The 17,766-nt window shown below is 46.8% G+C and carries 14 protein-coding genes, 1 tRNA gene and 2 pseudogenes; 8 read left to right on the forward strand and 9 right to left on the reverse strand.

All coding sequences use genetic code 11. From position 1 onward, the window contains the following. Positions 1–260: 260 nt before the first annotated feature. The 9 genes and pseudogenes from DW819_RS15080 to dnaA all read right to left on the reverse strand — a co-directional run bounded on the left by DW819_RS15080 (position 261) and on the right by dnaA (position 9,807). Positions 261–348: transfer RNA gene (locus DW819_RS15080), tRNA-Ser, on the reverse strand. Positions 349–443: 95 nt separating this feature from the next. Further along, positions 444–830: pseudogene (locus DW819_RS15085) on the reverse strand (fumarate hydratase C-terminal domain-containing protein); the annotation flags it as partial. Between the two features lie 23 nt (positions 831–853). Beyond that, positions 854–1,057: pseudogene (locus tag DW819_RS15090) on the reverse strand (fumarate hydratase); the annotation flags it as partial. 55 nt (positions 1,058–1,112) lie between these two features. Further along, positions 1,113–3,644: a DNA gyrase subunit A gene (gene gyrA / locus DW819_RS15095; protein ID WP_118733943.1), complete on the reverse strand. Its 2,532-nt coding sequence runs from the start codon at positions 3,642–3,644 to the stop codon at positions 1,113–1,115. An 87-nt stretch (positions 3,645–3,731) separates the two neighbouring features. Next, positions 3,732–5,645: a DNA topoisomerase (ATP-hydrolyzing) subunit B gene (gyrB, locus tag DW819_RS15100; protein WP_118733944.1), complete on the reverse strand. Its 1,914-nt coding sequence runs from the start codon at positions 5,643–5,645 to the stop codon at positions 3,732–3,734. A 30-nt stretch (positions 5,646–5,675) separates the two neighbouring features. After that, positions 5,676–6,761, reverse strand: coding sequence for a DNA replication/repair protein RecF (recF, locus tag DW819_RS15105; protein WP_118733945.1), 1,086 nt, complete (start codon positions 6,759–6,761; stop codon positions 5,676–5,678). Then, entirely contained in the window at positions 6,758–6,967 is a 210-nt protein-coding gene (locus DW819_RS15110; RefSeq protein WP_118532081.1) for an RNA-binding S4 domain-containing protein, read from the reverse strand. Before DW819_RS15110 ends, recF begins: the two co-directional genes overlap by 4 nt. A gap of 23 nt (positions 6,968–6,990) precedes the next feature. Continuing rightward, on the reverse strand, positions 6,991–8,106 hold the full coding sequence (gene dnaN / locus DW819_RS15115; protein ID WP_118733946.1) for a DNA polymerase III subunit beta: 1,116 nt from the start codon (positions 8,104–8,106) through the stop codon (positions 6,991–6,993). Positions 8,107–8,427: 321 nt separating this feature from the next. Continuing rightward, entirely contained in the window at positions 8,428–9,807 is a 1,380-nt protein-coding gene (gene dnaA / locus DW819_RS15120; protein WP_118733947.1) for a chromosomal replication initiator protein DnaA, read from the reverse strand. Between the two features lie 421 nt (positions 9,808–10,228). On the opposite strand from dnaA, the gene rpmH reads away from it, so the two are divergent. From rpmH to rsmG, 8 genes are all read left to right on the forward strand, one after another. Continuing rightward, the gene (rpmH, locus tag DW819_RS15125; protein WP_118532075.1) at positions 10,229–10,363 is read left to right on the forward strand and encodes a 50S ribosomal protein L34; all 135 of its coding nucleotides are present in this window, start codon (positions 10,229–10,231) and stop codon (positions 10,361–10,363) included. A 58-nt stretch (positions 10,364–10,421) separates the two neighbouring features. Continuing rightward, entirely contained in the window at positions 10,422–10,766 is a 345-nt protein-coding gene (gene rnpA, locus DW819_RS15130; RefSeq protein WP_118733948.1) for a ribonuclease P protein component, read from the forward strand. Positions 10,767–10,791: 25 nt separating this feature from the next. Then, positions 10,792–11,007, forward strand: a complete 216-nt coding sequence (gene yidD, locus DW819_RS15135) for a membrane protein insertion efficiency factor YidD (RefSeq protein ID WP_347560216.1) — start codon at positions 10,792–10,794, stop codon at positions 11,005–11,007. Between the two features lie 19 nt (positions 11,008–11,026). Beyond that, positions 11,027–12,334, forward strand: a complete 1,308-nt coding sequence (locus DW819_RS15140) for a YidC/Oxa1 family membrane protein insertase (protein ID WP_118733950.1) — start codon at positions 11,027–11,029, stop codon at positions 12,332–12,334. Positions 12,335–12,346: 12 nt separating this feature from the next. Beyond that, positions 12,347–13,417, forward strand: a complete 1,071-nt coding sequence (jag, locus tag DW819_RS15145) for an RNA-binding cell elongation regulator Jag/EloR (protein ID WP_118733951.1) — start codon at positions 12,347–12,349, stop codon at positions 13,415–13,417. 174 nt (positions 13,418–13,591) lie between these two features. After that, complete coding sequence (mnmE, locus tag DW819_RS15150; protein WP_118733952.1) at positions 13,592–14,980, forward strand: tRNA uridine-5-carboxymethylaminomethyl(34) synthesis GTPase MnmE; 1,389 nt, start codon at positions 13,592–13,594, stop codon at positions 14,978–14,980. A gap of 46 nt (positions 14,981–15,026) precedes the next feature. Beyond that, complete coding sequence (gene mnmG / locus DW819_RS15155; protein ID WP_243025910.1) at positions 15,027–16,910, forward strand: tRNA uridine-5-carboxymethylaminomethyl(34) synthesis enzyme MnmG; 1,884 nt, start codon at positions 15,027–15,029, stop codon at positions 16,908–16,910. A 63-nt stretch (positions 16,911–16,973) separates the two neighbouring features. Beyond that, positions 16,974–17,708: a 16S rRNA (guanine(527)-N(7))-methyltransferase RsmG gene (gene rsmG / locus DW819_RS15160; protein WP_118733954.1), complete on the forward strand. Its 735-nt coding sequence runs from the start codon at positions 16,974–16,976 to the stop codon at positions 17,706–17,708. Positions 17,709–17,766: the final 58 nt, after the last annotated feature.

The raw sequence follows: 17,766 nt of genomic DNA on the forward strand, positions 1-17,766 counted from the left end.
GGTTTTAAACACTGTTCAATCTTTCATTTTCAAGGTTCATGTTGTTGCTGTTCTCAGCGTCAACGTTCAATATTCTATCACATTGCTTTCGCTTTGTCAACAACTTTTTTAAATTTCTTTTTGAATCTTTTCAGATTCGTTTTGCTGTTTTCAGCAGCGTGTTATATCTTACCAGATGTTCACGCGTTTGTCAACAACTTTTTTAATTTCTTTTCAGACCTTTTGTCTTAAAGAGAAAAAAAGAATCATCTGGAATTGAGCGGAGAAAGAGGGATTTGAACCCTCGCGCCGGTTGCCCGACCTACACCCTTAGCAGGGGCGCCTCTTCGGCCTCTTGAGTATTTCTCCGAATTCATGATTCCATATGATTTTGCGCTGTCCACTTGCATTTTCAGACGCATAGCCTATTATATAGTATGAGTATTACTTTGTCAACCACATTTTTAAACTTTTTTTTCATATTCCCGAATTGCGGTTTCATAAAGGTTATTCCCTTCTGAATCGATCACAACGATCACAGGAAAATCCGTGACCTGAAGCTTACGGATTGCCTCTGTACCAAGATCATCGTAGGCAACAACCTCTGATGAGAGGATGCGCTTGGAAAGCAGTGCGCCTGCTCCTCCTACTGCCGCAAAGTACACACAGCCGTTTCTGACTACTGCATCAATGACTGCCTGACTGCGTTTTCCTTTTCCAATCATGGCACCAAGACCAAGATCGATCAGATTTGGGGCATACTTATCTATGCGGCTGGCAGTAGTCGGACCTGCAGAACCGATTGGTCTTCCTTCCCTTGCCGGAGATGGTTCCATATAATAGATGACATTACGATCCGGTCCATCTCGATTGGAAGCTTAATGAACACCACTGCCATGCCGGTGTCCTGGCAGATTGGAATCATATCATCTCCGGCAATCTGCAGGTTTTCCTGCAGCTGGGTCAATATCTGTTTTCCGAGAGGAGATTCCTCTTCGTCCACCGCTTTCTTCATGCGTGCTGCCATATCGTCCGAAAGAAAATGATTTGCCTCAATACAAAGCATGAAAAAGGACATGACACCAGCTGCAAAAATACAGCCGGCAGCATGTCCTCTTCATTGTTTTTATGAATTACTGCTTATTTTGTTCTCCGTTTTCTTTCTGATGCTCCTCAGAAAGCTCCAGCTCCTCAATACCATCTCCCTCGGACTTTTCTCCATCATCGCGTACCTTTGCAATGCTTGCCACGCGGATATCGGAATCCTGGTCAATGTTCATCAGCTTCACACCGGAGGTATTTCTGCCAATGACAGAGATATCTTCTACGGAAATCCGGATCACAACGCCCTCATTGGTGATCATCATAATATCATGGTCGTCGTGTACGAGTTTTGCTCCTACAATATCTCCGGTCTTCTCGGTGATCTTATAACAGAGCACGCCTTTACCGCCGCGATTCTGGGCGGTGAACTCCTCAATCGGGGTGCGCTTGCCCATGCCATTCTCGGATACGATCAGAAGCTTCTCACCCTGGGTATCCATCTGCATGCCGACTACTTCATCCCCTTCATTTAACTTCATTCCGATCACGCCCATAGAAACACGTCCTGTCACACGTACATCTGTCTCATGGAACCGGATGCACTGCCCCTTCTTCGTGATCAGGAAAATATCCTTGGTATTGTCGGTTGCTTTTACTTCGATCAGCTCATCCTGTTCCTTCAGGACAATAGCCTGCAGGCCGTTCTTGCGGACGTTCTCATACTCCTTCACCGGAGTTTTCTTCACCATACCACCACGTGTAGCCATGAACAGATAGTCAGTCTCATGGTATTCCTTCACCGGAATGATCGCCGTGATCTTCTCCTCCGGCTGCAGCTGCAGGAGATTGATGATGGCGGTTCCGCGGGCTGTACGGCTGCCCTCCGGGATCGCATAAGCCTTCAGGCGGTATACACGGCCCTTGTTAGTAAAGAACATAATGTAATTGTGGGTCTTGGTCAACAGCAGATCCTCAATATAATCCTCATCGATGGTCTGCATGCCCTTGATTCCCTTACCGCCTCGGTTCTGGTTTTTAAAATTGTCCACGCTCATACGTTTGATATAGCCAAGCTTGGTCATAGCCACAATCGTATTCTCATTCGGGATCAGATCTTCCATGGACATGTCGAACTCATCAAAACCAATGGCGGTCTTACGGTCATCACCATATTTATCAGAAATGATCAGAATCTCTTCGCGGATCACACCCAGCAGCTTTTTCTCATCTGCAAGGATCGCTTTTAACTCCTCGATCTTTGCCATTAACTCTTTGTATTCATTCTCCAACTTCTCACGTTCCAGACCGGTCAGAGCACGCAGACGCATATCTACGATTGCCTGGGACTGGGCATCGCTTAAGCCAAAGCGCTCCATCAACTGCTGCTTTGCAATCTGAACGTTCTCTGAACCGCGGATGATGCGGATAACCTCATCAATATGATCTAGCGCAATCAGCAAGCCCTGTAAAATATGAGCGCGCTCCTCTGCTTTGTTTAAATCATATCTGGTCCGGCGGGTCACTACATCTTCCTGATGCTTTAAGTAGTAATTCAGCATCTCCAGAAGATTTAAGACCTTCGGCTCATTATTCACCAGTGCCAGCATGATAACACCAAAGGTGTCCTGAAGCTGGGTGTGCTTTAATAACTGGTTTAAGATGACATTGGCATTCACATCACGGCGCAGCTCAATGACAATGCGCATCCCCTGGCGGTCAGACTCGTCACGCAGATCGGTGATTCCGTCCACTCTTTTCTCTTTTACCAGCTCTGCGATCTTCTCGATCAGCCTTGCTTTATTTACCAGATACGGAAGCTCAGTTACCACAATGCGGCTCTTGCCATTTGGCAGGGTCTCAATGTCAGATACCGCACGTACACGGATCTTGCCGCGGCCGGTGCGGTATGCTTCCTCAATACCGGCTTTGCCAAGAATGGTAGCACCGGTCGGGAAATCCGGTCCTTTTACGATTTCCAGAATCTCTTCCAGAGTAGTATCGCGGTCTTCCTCAATGCGGTTATCAATCAGCTTGACTACAGCACCAATAACCTCCCGCAGATTGTGCGGCGGAATATTGGTGGCCATGCCGACTGCAATACCGGTGGTACCGTTTACCAGAAGATTCGGGTATCTGGACGGAAGAACAACCGGTTCTTTCTCAGTCTCATCAAAGTTCGGTACAAAGTCTACGGTATCTTTTCCGATATCCGCCAGCATCTCCATGGATATCTTGCTTAAGCGTGCCTCAGTATATCGCATGGCTGCAGCACCGTCACCGTCCACGGAACCAAAGTTTCCATGACCATCTACCAGCGGGTAACGGGTAGACCACTCCTGCGCCATATTTACAAGAGCTCCATAGATAGAGCTGTCACCATGCGGATGATATTTACCCATGGTATCGCCGACGATACGTGCGCATTTTCTGTGAGGCTTATCCGGTCCGTTGTTCAGCTCGATCATGGAGTAAAGCACTCGGCGCTGTACCGGCTTTAAACCATCCCGCACATCCGGCAGGGCCCGGGCAGCGATAACGCTCATGGCATAATCGATATAAGACTTCTCCATGGTGGATTTTAAGTCTATATCATGAACTTTATCAAAAATATTTGGTTCCATATTGTTCTCCTTGTTGTCTCATTCCATCAGAAACCGCATGCTAAGCAGCTTCCCTGCAGCATTCCTGTAATGTTCCGATCAGACAGATCAGATATCCAGGTTCTGTACATATTTGGCGTTAGCCTCGATAAATTCACGGCGCGGCTCAACCTGATCTCCCATCAGAGTGGTGAAAGTCAGATCCAGCTCGGATGCCACATCGTCATCCATGTTCACGCGCAGAAGAATACGGCGCTCCGGATCCATGGTGGTCTCCCAGAGCTGCTCTGCGTCCATCTCACCAAGACCTTTGTATCGCTGAATCTTATTGTTATTGTCACGGCCGACTTCCTTGATGATCTGAGCCAGTTCTTCATCGCTGTAGGCATACCAGATCTTCTTGTTCTTCTCCAGCTTGTATAACGGCGGCTGTGCCAGGTATACATGTCCCTGCTTTATCAGTTCCGGCATAAAGCGGTATAAGAAGGTCAGCATCAGCGTGCTGATATGTGCACCATCCACGTCCGCATCGGTCATGATGATGATCTTGTGGTAGCGCAGCTTGGAAATATCAAAATCATCGTGGATTCCGGTACCGAACGCAGTAATCATAGCTTTGATCTCTGCATTGGCATAAATTTTGTCCAGTCTGGCCTTCTCTACGTTTAAGATCTTACCGCGAAGCGGCAGGATTGCCTGGGTATCCCGGGAGCGGGCCGTCTTTGCAGAACCGCCTGCAGAATCTCCCTCTACGATGAAAATCTCACATTTTTCCGGATCTTTATTAGAACAGTCTGCCAGTTTTCCCGGAAGTGCCATGCCCTCTAAAGCAGTTTTTCTTCTGGTTAAATCGCGGGCCTTTCTTGCTGCCGCGCGGGCACGCTGTGCCAGAACAGATTTCTCGCAGATGGTCTTGGCTGCTGCCGGATTCTGCTCCAGGAAGTAGGTAAGCTGCTCGCTGACGATGCTGTTTACCGCCCCCATTGCCTCACTGTTGCCAAGCTTCTGCTTGGTCTGCCCTTCAAACTGCGGCTCCTCGATTTTGATGCTGACAATCGCAGTCAAGCCCTCTCGGATATCCTCACCGCTTAAGTTCGGCTCACTGTCCTTTAACAGCTTGTTTTTGCGGGCATAGTCATTGATGGTCTTAGTCAGGGCATTTTTCAGTCCTGCCAGATGAGTACCACCCTCCGGCGTGTTTACATTATTGACGAAGGTATAAATATTTTCCGTATAAGAATCATTGTGCTGCATGGCAACCTCAACGAACACACCATCGCGGGTTCCCTCACAATAAATGACATTGTTGTAAAGAGCTGCCTTGCCCTTGTTTAAGTAGGTGACAAACTCCTGAATACCGCCCTCATAGTGGAATACCTTTTCTTTTTTCTCCTCGCGCTCATCCTTCAGGGTGATCTTTAAAGCCTTGGTTAAGAACGCAGTCTCCTGGAGACGGATACGAAGTATTTCAAAATCATAGACCGTTTCCTCAAAGATCTCCGGATCCGGCAGAAAATGAACCTCGGTACCATGCTTGTCTGCAGGGCACTCACCAATGACCTTTAACGGGTACATAACCTTGCCCCGTTCATAACGCTGCTGATAAATCTTGCCATCCTGATAAACGCGGACCTCCAGCCAGGTAGAAAGAGCATTTACAACAGAAGCTCCCACGCCGTGCAGACCGCCGGATACCTTGTATCCCCCACCACCAAACTTACCACCGGCATGCAGGATGGTAAATACAACCTCTACCGCTGGAATACCAGCTTTCTTCTGAATGCCGACCGGAATGCCGCGTCCGTCATCCAGTACCGTGATGGAATTGTCCTCATTAATGGTGACGTCAATCCGGTCACAGTAGCCAGCCAGTGCTTCATCTACCGCATTATCTACAATCTCATAAACCAGGTGATGCAGGCCCCTGGACGAAGTGCTGCCAATGTACATACCAGGTCTCTTCCGGACTGCTTCCAGCCCTTCCAGAATCTGAATCTGGTCTGCTCCGTATTCTGCACTCATGTTATTTCCTCCTAGTCAAAAAATATATCGTCAGTTTTCGCCGGTCACCGTTCCGTTTACAACGTGAAACAGCTTATCCATCTGAAAACGGTTGTTTACAAAATCTTCCAGCCCCGTACAGGTGATCATGGTCTGGATATGGTCAATGGCGGACAGAAGATGGTTCTGCCGCTCCCCGTCCAGCTCCGAAAGCACATCATCCAGAAGCAGGATCGGATAATCGCGCACCAGTTTTTTAACCAGTTCAATCTCTGCAAGCTTTAAGGAAAGAGCTGCGGTACGCTGCTGTCCCTGGGAACCAAATCTTCGGATGTCAATATCCCCGATATAAAATCCGATGTCATCCCGGTGTGGGCCAATAAGGGTGGTTTTCTGTTTCACATCCTGGCTGCGGCTTCTCGCAAGCCCTGCCTCCAGTTCCTCTGCCCCGGAATTGGGATCATACACAATCTTTAAAGTTTCTTTTCCACCGGACAGTTTCCGGTGGATCTCACAGATCATCTCATTGAGCTGTCCGATAAATTCTTCCCGGAACCGGATTACCTCTTTTCCGTACTGTACCAGCTGCATATCCCACACATCCAGTGTTTCCTCGTATTCCGGATGGAAGAACAGCTCTTTGAGAAGCTTGTTGCGCTGCAGCAGGACCCGGTTGTAGGACACCAGGGAATGAACATACAGCTTGTTTAACTGGCAAAGTTCCAGATCAATGAATTTACGTCGCTCTGCCGGACCGTTTTTAATGAGATTTAAGTCCTCCGGCGAAAAGAATACCACATTTACAATACCAAACAGCTCACTGGCCCTGCGGATCGGAATTCCGTTAATGGCCACGCCCTTGGCTTTATTTTTCTTCAAATGCATGTCAATGCGGTACGGAACATCGCGCTTGCGCACAGTCAGCTTGATGTGGGATTCATCGTTCTGGAAACGGATCATCTCCCTGTCTTTGCTGCCGCGATGAGACTTGGTCGTGCAGCAGACATAGACAGCCTCCAGAATGTTCGTCTTTCCCTGGGCATTATTCCCGTAAAGAATATTGGTCCCCGGGGAAAATTCCATATGTAGTTTGTCGTAATTCCGGTAATTCTGAAGCTCAATGGACTCTATGATCATAATGTAATCCGGATAGTCTCTCCCTGGAAGGTTACTTCATCACCATCACGAAGTTTTTTGCCCCGCTGATACTCTACATTGCCGTTTACCTTAACCAGCCCGTCCTCAATCGCATACTTGGCATCTACGCCGGATTCACATAAACCGGCTGCCTTTAATGCCTGACCCAGTTTAATATACTCGTCTCTTAATTTAATGGTTTCCATAATTTTCCTTTCTAAACGCCGTATTATGCCTCGTTGATAAAGTTTACAGGCAGAATCAGATAGATATAGCTTCCCTCTTCATCCTTGATAAAGCACGGGGACTTCGGATTCATCATGTAAAGCTCCACATCCTCATCGTCGATGACACGCAGCGCATCCAGTAAAAATTTCGGGTTGAAAGCAATCATGATGTCCTTGCCGGATTTGTGAGCCGGCACATTGGCATTCATGGAACCAAACGCAGACTTCACCCTCATGTTCACATTGCTGTCTTCCACATTCATGATGATCGGCTTGCGGTCACTGTCGCGGATCAGGATCATGGCACGGTCAATATTGTCCATGAAGTCACGCTTGTTTAACTTTACGCGGGTCTCATAATCACTGGAAAGCATATGGTCGATTTTAAAATACTCACCATCGATCAGGCGGGAAACCACAACCGTATCATCGAATTCAAATAGAATGTGATTTTTGCTGAAATAAATAAGGACTTCTTTCTCGTTGTCTCCAGTCAGGATCTTACTGATCTCGGAGAGGGTTTTGCCCGGTACTATAACCTTATGGTTATCGTAGTGTTCCTTGAGCTGGATGTTGCGGATGGAGATCCGGTGTCCGTCCAGGGAAACCACCTTGAGAAAATCATCTTTTACTTCCAGAAGTTCGCCCGCCATCATCTTATTGCTGTCATTCGGGGATATGGAAAAAATAGTCTGACGAATTGCTTCTTTCAAGGTAAACTGTGTCAGACTGATGTGCTGGTCCCGTTCGATGTAAGGAAGATAAGAAAATTCCTCACCATCGCGGCCCTGGATATTGAATACTGCATTTTCGCATTCGATCACAGTATTGAAACGATTGTCAGACGTAATGGTGACCGGAGTATCTCCATCTGGCAATTTTCTAATAATTTCATAAAAAAGCTTTGCTTCCAGCGCAATTTTGCCTCGTTCCAGGATAGAACCTTCTACTTTTGTCTCAATTCCCAGTTCCATATCATTTCCGGTCAGCTTGATCTCGCCTGCATCGGCATCAATGAGAATACATTCGAGGATTGACATGGTCGTTCTGGAAGGAATCGCTTTGGATACAATATTAATTCCATTTAAGAGAGCATCTTTCTTGAATTCGAGCTTCATGTTGATAACTTCCTTTCTGTCGGTTCAGAGTCTTTTTAAATATATATAAAATAAAATTCCGTCGTAATCGTAGTAGGGGATGTGGATTTGTGTAAAAGTCCGTCCAGTCCATAAAATATAAGGATTTCGTGGCGTGAATAAGGATGTTGAAAACCCCATGAAATCTTCTGGATGAACATGAGGTTATCCACATGTGAAAAATGGAGGTAAATTGTCCTGAAAATCATCCACAGTCTGCCCACAGAAAATCCACTGCTTTTCCACAGAAAAATGTGAATAAGTGAGGAGGCAGGCGAATCCATGTTTTATGTCAACCAAATGCTATTGCGGACTGATTTTTTTCTTCAGGATATCAATGGTATTCTGGAGTGATGGATTTTTTTCCAAATCTGCACTGATAGTCTTGATACCATGCAGGATGGTAGTGTGATCGCGTCCGCCCAGTGCTTTGCCGATATTCTGCAGGCCGGTTTCGGTCATGGTGCGGCACAGATACATGACAATCTGGCGCGGGTAAACGATTTCCTTGCTGCGCTTGGCTGACATGATGTCTAATGGGGTCAGGTTAAAATGATCGGCAACGATCTGGATGATGAATTCCGGGGTAACTTCCTGTTTGTCGCCCGGAGCAATGATGTCTTTCAGTGCTTTTTCAGCCAGTTCAATGTCAATTTCACGGTTTTTCTCCAGCTTGGAAAGGGCAACGATCTTGGTGAGTGCGCCCTCCAGCTCACGGATATTGGACTTGATGTTGGTGGCAATGTACTTGATTACTTCGTTATCTATATTGTAACCTTCCATTTCCTCTTTTTTGCGGAGGATGGCCATTCGGGTTTCGTAGTCCGGGGACTGGATATCTACGGTCAGACCCCATTCGAAACGGGAGCGCAGCCGTTCTTCCAGTGTTTCAATCTCTTTTGGCGGTTTATCGGACGAAATGATGATCTGTTTTTTGGCTTCGTGAAGTGCATTGAAGGTGTGGAAAAATTCTTCCTGGGTACTTTCCTTGCCGATGATGAACTGGATATCATCGATTAGAAGCACATCGTTATTGCGGTATTTCTCACGGAATTCCGTGGTGGAAATGTTGTTTTTATTACGGATCGCATCAATCAGCTCGTTGGTAAACTTCTCAGAAGTTACGTAAAGGATCTTGGCCTTTGGGTTATTCTTGAGGATGAAGTTTGCAATGGAGTGCATCAGATGTGTTTTTCCCAGACCTACGCCTCCGTAAATAAAAAGAGGGTTATAAATTTCCCCCGGAGACTCGGCAACGGCCAGGGATGCAGCGTGTGCCAGGTTGTTATTTGCGCCGACCACGAAGGTATCGAAGGTGTACTTCGGATTTAAATTGGCATTCTGCAAGGTGGCCGGACTGACTGCAGAGGCTGTGTTTTGGATGAGCTGGTTTGCTGCAGCCGGCTCAGGAACAATGTCTTCTTCTACAAGGAACTGGACGGAGTCGCATTTGATGCCGGTAACTTCCGCAATGGATACCATGAGCATGGTGCTGTATTTCTTCTTAATATATCCGAGAAAATTGGCATCCGGAACAATGATCTTTACGATATTTCCCGGCTGTTCCAGGGCATAAACTTCCAGAGGAAGAAGCCAGGTGTCAAAGGAGACATCGGAGATGTCATATTCTTCTTTTAAATAGTTCAGTATATCATTCCATTTTTCTTTCAGTGTTTCTAACATTCTTTCAGTCTCCTGTATTTCATCAATCTATAGGAACGGATCCGTATCTTTCCAGTCACAGTCTATCCACAGTTTATGTGGAAAAAATGAGGCTGTTTGTGGATACGCAAAAGTATCCAATCTAGAAACATTGTATACCATAAACCGCTGATTTTCAATGAAAACCGAAAAATCTTAGCTGTTTTGTGAAAATTATCAACAGACTTATCCACAACTTGTGGATAACTTATTCACAATATCAACACCTGGTATGTGGGCAGGGTTTCGCGGTTCCTGTTTTTTTGTGGATTTTCCGAGGATTCTTTTTTAAGAAAAGGCTTGACGAACCCGCATGAATTCTATATAATTGAGAAGATGTTTAATTAAAATAGTCGTAATGTGTTCAATCAAATAAGCGATGTAAAGAAGGAGGTGCCGCAACATGAAGATGACTTTCCAGCCGAAGAACAGACAGAGATCCAAAGTTCATGGCTTCAGAGCTAGAATGAGTACTCCAGGTGGAAGAAAAGTATTAGCTGCAAGAAGAGCAAAAGGAAGAGCGAAATTATCCGCTTAATGAATCAAGGTCACAAGAAATTGTGGCCTTTTGTATTATAATAAGATGGTAATAAGAGATGAAACGATTTCCGAGCATTAAGAAAAATTCAGATTTCCAGGCAATTTACCGGACTGCGAAATCCTATGCCAACCGACAGTTGGTTATGTATGTAAGAAAGACTGAGAACACCCAGTCCCGGATTGGTATCTCAGTCAGCAAGAAAGTTGGAAACAGCGTGGTGAGACATCACCTGGCCCGGCTGGTGAGGGAGAGTTTCCGGCTGAACAGGGACACATTGGAGGAAGGATTAGACATCATCGTGGTAGCGCGCGCTGCCGCAAAAGACTCAGATTATAAGACGATTGAGCGTGCATTTATGCACCTGTGCGGACTGCATAACATTAAAAAAGAATCGAAGTGAGACTATGATTAACAGAATTGCAGGTTTGATCAAAAAGCTTCTTATATTAATGATACGCGGATATCAGATTTTTTTATCCCCGTTAAAAGTAAGAACTCACTGTATTTACACGCCTACGTGCTCCCAATACGCCATTGAGGCACTTACCAGGTACGGCGTGGTGAAAGGTTTATGGTTGTCTGTGAAGAGGATACTCCGGTGTCATCCATGGGCAGAAGGCGGTTATGATCCAGTTCCGTAACACATGAGGAGGTAGCACATTGGATTACTTAGTATTAACGAAGGTTCATGGGGCGATTCTGGGTCCGATTTCTCAGATTCTGGGATGGATCCTGAATGTACTGGTTACGTTCACCAATTCTTTTGGTGTGCTTAACATCGGTTTATCAATTATTTTATTTACCCTGGTTGTGAAATTACTGATGTTCCCTATGACGATCAAGCAGCAGAAGGCGTCCAAGCTGATGGCTGTCATGCAGCCTGAGCTTCAGGCCATTCAGGCAAAGTACAAGGGCAAAAAAGACAATGACTCCATGATGAAGATGAACGTGGAGACGAAAGCTGTCTATGAAAAATACGGCACATCCATGACTGGAGGATGTCTCCAGCTTGTGATCCAGATGCCGATCCTGTTTGCACTGTACCGCGTGATCTATTGTATCCCGGCTTACGTGATGCCGGTAAAGGAACATTTTTTGAATGTGGTTTATGCACTGACCGGAGCTTCTTCCGCGTCTGCCCTGAGTGAGGGCGCTGCAGCAAATCTGCTTCAGTTTGCAACTGACCACAATATTGCGTTAACAGGCATTAACCCGGTCGGAGACTTAACCGGTGTAACAGGTGAAGCTCTGGCCAATAAGATGGTTGATATTCTCTATAAGCTGAATCCTGCCCAGTGGAGTGACCTGGCACAGGCATTCCCAAATGCGGCAGATGTGATTTCCGGCAATGCAGCAACCATTGAGAAAATGAACACGTTTCTTGGCATCAATCTGGCATCCAACCCGTTTAACGGAAGCTTTGTGCCGAACCTGGCATGGCTGATCCCGATTCTGGCAGGCCTGACCCAGTATGCCAGCACAAAGCTGATGATGGCAACTCAGCCGAAAAAGAATAATGAGGAAGATATGAGCTCTCAGATGATGCAGAGCATGAACGTTACCATGCCGCTGATGTCTGTATTTTTCTGCTTTACCTTCCCGGCAGCAATCGGTATCTACTGGGTAGCCAGCAGTACCTTCCAGTTACTGCAGCAGCTTGTTGTAAATTCTTACCTGGATAAGGTAGATATGGATGAGCTGATCCGTAAGAACGTGGAGAAGGCAAACAAGAAACGCGCAAAGAAAGGTCTTCCGCCGCAGAAAGTAAATCAGAATGCAACTGCAAGCTTAAAACATATGCAGGCAGTTCAGGAGAAGGAAGAAGCGGAACGTGCTGAGAAGCTTGAGAAGAGCAAAAAACAGGTAGAAGCATCCAACAATTATTATAATAAAGATGCCAAACCGGGCAGTCTGGCCTCCAAGGCAAATATGGTAGCCAGATACAATGAAAAGCACAATAATAAATAAGGGGGTAGCACCATGGATGGAAAGATTACAATCTCTGCCAGTACATTGGACGAGGCAATCACAAAAGCATTGATTGAACTGCAGACGACCAGTGAGCATCTTCATTATGAAGTGGTACAGAAGGAGAGCGCAGGTCTGCTTGGCATCTTTGGTAAGAAACCCTGTATTATCCGCGCCCATGTGATGAGCGAGGCAGAGGAGAAGGAACTGGCAGAGGCAAAGAAGCTGGAAGAGAAAAAAGCTGCTGAAGCGAAAAAGGCAGAAGAAGCGAAGAAAGCCGAAGAGGCCAGAAAGGCCGCTGCAGCAGAAGTTGCGAAAAAGGCTGCTGCTGCACCGAAGGCGGAAGCTGTAAAGACTGCTGCGCCGGCTCCGAAAACAACTGTTTCTGAGAAGCCGGCACCGAAGCGAGAGGCCGTAAAGACTGCTTTGGAATCTGAAAAAGAGCTTTCTGTGGAAGAAGCTCCGAAAAAAGCAGTCAAGATTAACGAAGAGGCAGTGAAAAAAGCTGCGAAAGAATTCCTGAATCAGGTATTTGGTGCTATGGGTATGCAGGTTTCTATTGAGACGGCTTACAATGCCAGTGACCGGGAACTCCTGGTTTCCATGGAAGGTGACGACATGGGAATCCTCATCGGAAAGCGTGGTCAGACTCTGGATTCCTTACAGTATCTGGTAAGCCTTGTGGTAAACAAAGAAACGGAAGGTTACTTAAGAGTCAAGCTTGATACCGAGAATTACCGTGAGAGAAGAAAAGAGACACTGGAGACTCTGGCAAAGAACATTTCCTATAAGGTAAAACGGACCAAGCATCCGGTATCCTTAGAGCCGATGAATCCGTATGAGAGACGCATCATCCACTCTGCGCTTCAGAATGACAAATATGTTATGACCAGGAGTGAGGGGGAAGATCCGTTCCGTCATGTTGTAATTTCTTTAAAGAAAGAAGTTCCTGCAGGAGGAAGAAAGGAGCGTTACGGTTCCCGCCGCGATAATCGTGGAAGAAACAGAAACGCCGAAAACAGAGGACCGAAATCAGAGGCTGTTGCTGAGAAGAAGGAAGCAGCAGCACAGAATGAAGTGTAAAGATGTTGAAAATTTCTGGCAGGTAAAAGCAAGTCAGACAATTGTGTGAGTACAATACAGAAATAGCAGGCGGGTGTCTGGTAGTGGTTTGACCACCACCTGGCATCCGCTTTTGCTTCTTCTCGTTAAAGTTTATGGATAGACTGGCCAAAGCTGGCCGAGTCGGAGGAAAATATGCTGAAAGACAGAAGTTCAGATACCATTGCGGCGATCGCAACTGCCATGAGCAGTTCCGGAATCGGAATCATCCGGGTGAGCGGAGAACAGGCAGTTTCTATTGTGAACCGGATTTTTATAAGCAGAAAAGATAATTTTGATTTGAATACAGCACCGTCCCATCATATTTATTATGGAATGATCCAGGATGGGGAAGAAGTGCTCGATGAGGTGCTGGTGATGCTGATGCGGGGGCCGCACAGTTACACAGCGGAAGACACTGTGGAGATTGACTGCCATGGTGGTGTCCTGGTGATGAAAAAAATACTGGAGACAGTAATCAAATATGGAGCAAGACCGGCAGAGCCGGGAGAATTTACCAAGCGGGCCTTTTTAAACGGACGGATTGATCTGTCACAGGCGGAGGCCGTGATTGATGTGATCAACGCGCAGAATGATTATGCGGTGAAGAGCTCTGTGAGCCAGTTAAAGGGTTCTGTATCGAAAAAAGTAAAAGCTCTGCGGGAACGGATCTTGTATCAGATCGCATTTATTGAGTCGGCGTTAGATGATCCGGAGCATATTTCTTTAGATGGATACGAGGAAGAACTGTCCGGAAAGCTGGATGATATGATAGGGGAGATGGAGAAGCTTGTGCGTTCCGCAGACAGCGGAAGAGTGGTTTCTGAAGGAATCCGCACGGTTATTTTAGGTAAGCCGAATGCGGGAAAATCTTCTCTGATGAATGTGCTTCTGGGCGAGGAGCGTGCCATTGTAACGGATATTGCAGGAACGACCCGGGATACCCTGGAGGAGCATATCCGTATGCACGGCATTAGCCTGAATATCATTGATACCGCAGGCATCCGGGAGACCGAGGATCTGGTAGAGCAGATTGGTGTAAACCGGGCGAAGGTGGCAGCAGATGAGGCAGACCTGATCATTTATGTAGTAGATGGTTCCCGGGAGCTGGACGAAAACGACGCCCAGATCATGGAACTGATCCGTGACCGGAAGGCTGTGGTGCTGTTAAATAAGACGGATCTGGAAACCGTGATCAGCGAGGAGCTTTTGCAGGCGAAGACCGGAAAAACGGTGATTTCCATTTCTGCAAAAGAAGAGACCGGTATTGACAAACTGGAAAAAACGATTCAGAATCTTTTTTATGAGGGAAGTATCGATTTTAATGATGAAGTCCTGATCACCAATGTGCGTCATAAGACAGCACTGCAGAATGCATTAAAAAGTCTGTATATGGTGAAACAGAGCATTGAAAATCAGATGCCGGAGGATTTTCTGACCATTGACCTGATGGATGCCTATGAACAGCTTGGAACCATCATCGGAGAAGCGGTGGAAGACGACCTGGTCAATGAAATCTTTGGAAAATTCTGTATGGGAAAATAATTCAGATGTTGAGGGGAATTGGAAAGAAGCTGGAAGGAATATAATTATGCCATATTTAGAAGAATCATATGATGTTGTAGTGGTCGGCGCCGGTCATGCCGGATGTGAGGCAGCACTTGCCTGCGCAAGACTGGGTCTGGAGACGATTGTATTTACGGTGAGTGTTGACAGCATTGCCCTGATGCCCTGCAATCCAAATATCGGAGGAAGCTCTAAGGGGCATCTTGTCCGGGAGCTGGATGCCCTGGGCGGCGAGATGGGAAAAAATATTGATAAGACCTTCATTCAGTCTAAGATGCTGAATGAGTCAAAGGGACCTGCAGTTCATTCCCTGCGGGCTCAGGCTGATAAGCAGGATTACAGCCGCCGGATGCGCCATACGCTGGAGAATACGGATCATCTGACCATACGCCAGGCAGAGGTTTCGGAAATCATTGTGGAGGATCATAAGATTACCGGAGTAAAGACATATTCCGGAGCGGTGTACCATGCAAAAGCGGTGGTACTGGCAACCGGAACTTACTTAAAAGCACGCTGTATTTATGGTGATGTCAGCAATGCTACCGGCCCGAACGGTCTGCAGCCGGCCAATCATCTGACAGATTCCCTGATTGCTAATGGAATCGAAATGTTCCGTTTCAAGACCGGAACTCCGGCCCGTGCGGACCGCCGCAGCATTGACTTTTCCAAGATGGAAGAGCAGTTTGGAGATAAGCGGGTGGTTCCGTTTTCCTTCTCAACAGATCCGGAATCGGTACAGAAGGAGCAGGTTTCCTGCTGGCTGACCTATACGAATGAGGAGACGCATCAGATTATCCGCGATAATCTGGATCGTTCTCCGCTGTTTTCCGGTGCGATTGAGGGAACCGGTCCGCGTTACTGTCCGTCCATTGAAGATAAGGTAGTGAAATTCCCGGATAAGACCCGCCACCAAGTATTCATTGAGCCGGAGGGGCTTTACACCAACGAGATGTATCTGGGCGGCATGTCCAGTTCCCTGCCGGAGGATGTGCAGTATGCCATGTACCGTACTGTTCCGGGTCTGGAGCATGTGCGGATCGTGCGAAATGCGTATGCAATCGAGTATGACTGCATCAACGCAAGGCAGTTAAAGCTGTCTCTGGAGTTTAAGGCAATTGAAGGACTGTTCAGCGGCGGTCAGTTTAATGGAAGCTCCGGTTATGAGGAAGCAGCTGTACAGGGCTTTATGGCAGGCGTAAACGCAGCTATGAAGGTACTGGGACGGGAACCGGTGATCCTGGATCGATCTCAGGCCTATATCGGTGTTCTGATTGATGACCTGGTAACTAAGGAGAATCATGAGCCCTACCGTATGATGACTTCCAGAGCAGAGTACCGCTTACTTCTGCGTCAGGATAATGCAGATCTGCGACTACGCGGAATTGGGCATGAGATCGGTCTGGTAGATGATGAAACGTATGCAAAGCTGCTTCAGAAGGAAAAAGACATTCAGGCTGAGGTAGAACGTCTGGAAAAAACCAATGTAGGTGCAAATCCAAAAATCCAGGCATTCCTGGAGCGTCATGAAAGTACCGCATTAAAGACAGGAGCAACTCTGGCAGAGCTGGTACGGAGACCTGAATTGGATTATTTTATGTTAACTGAAATTGATGAGAAACGGCCGGAGCTTTCTTATGATACAGCAGAACAGGTTAACATAAATATTAAGTATGAGGGATATTTAAAACGGCAGCAGCAGCAGGTGGCGCAGTTTAAGAAGCTGGAGAAAAAGAAGCTGGATCCGGATTTTGATTACAGTACGGTAAACAGTTTGCGGCGTGAGGCAGTACAGAAGCTGAATCTGTACAAGCCGGCATCCATTGGGCAGGCATCCCGTATTTCCGGCGTATCACCGGCAGATATTTCCGTGCTGCTGGTACATTTGGAGCAGATGCGCCACTCTAAATGATGAAAGAAACGGACTGCCACAATTAGAGCGGTTTTAATTTGAAAATTCCACACAGGAGGGATTATGGAACAGATTTTTGTGGATAAGATGACAGATGGGACACGGGAGCTGGGGATTGCTCTCTCAGAGCAGCAATTGGAGCAGTTTTATCGCTATTACAAGTTATTGGTAGAATGGAACAAGATTATGAACCTGACCGGAATTACAGAGTTGGAGGAAGTGGTGAGCAAGCATTTTATCGACAGTCTGGCTCTGGTTAAGGCGGTGCCTCTTCAGGATGGACGGAAGGTATCTGGCATCGATGTGGGAACCGGTGCCGGTTTTCCGGGAATTCCGTTGAAGATTGCATTTCCAAATCTGAAAATCACACTGCTGGATTCTCTGAATAAGCGAATCAAATTCTTGAATGAGGTAATCAGCCAGCTGGGGCTCCAGAATGTGGAGACGATTCATGGAAGGGCAGAGGACTTTGGACGTGATGCAAAATACCGGGAGCAGTATGATTACTGCGTTTCTCGTGCCGTGGCTAATGCCGCAACACTTTCTGAATACTGTCTGCCGTTTGTAAAAGTTGGTGGTGCGTTTATCCCATATAAGTCAGGGAAAATTGATGAGGAACTGGAGCAGGGAACGAAAGCAATCGAGAGTCTGGGCGGCAGTATCGCGGATGTGATCCGTTTCGAACTGACCGGAGCAGATGCGGACCGGTCCCTGGTTGTCATTGAGAAGATTGCGAAGACCGCGAAGAAATATCCAAGAAAAGCGGGAGTGCCGTCAAAAGAGCCAATTGGAAAGTAATTGCAATTTAAGGGAATAGCACGAAAGGGTCCGAAGTTCCGGGGAGGGCCTACAGAAC

The organism is Clostridium sp. AM33-3, assembly GCF_003480315.1.
In the GTDB taxonomy this organism is placed as follows: domain Bacteria; phylum Bacillota; class Clostridia; order Lachnospirales; family Lachnospiraceae; genus Brotaphodocola.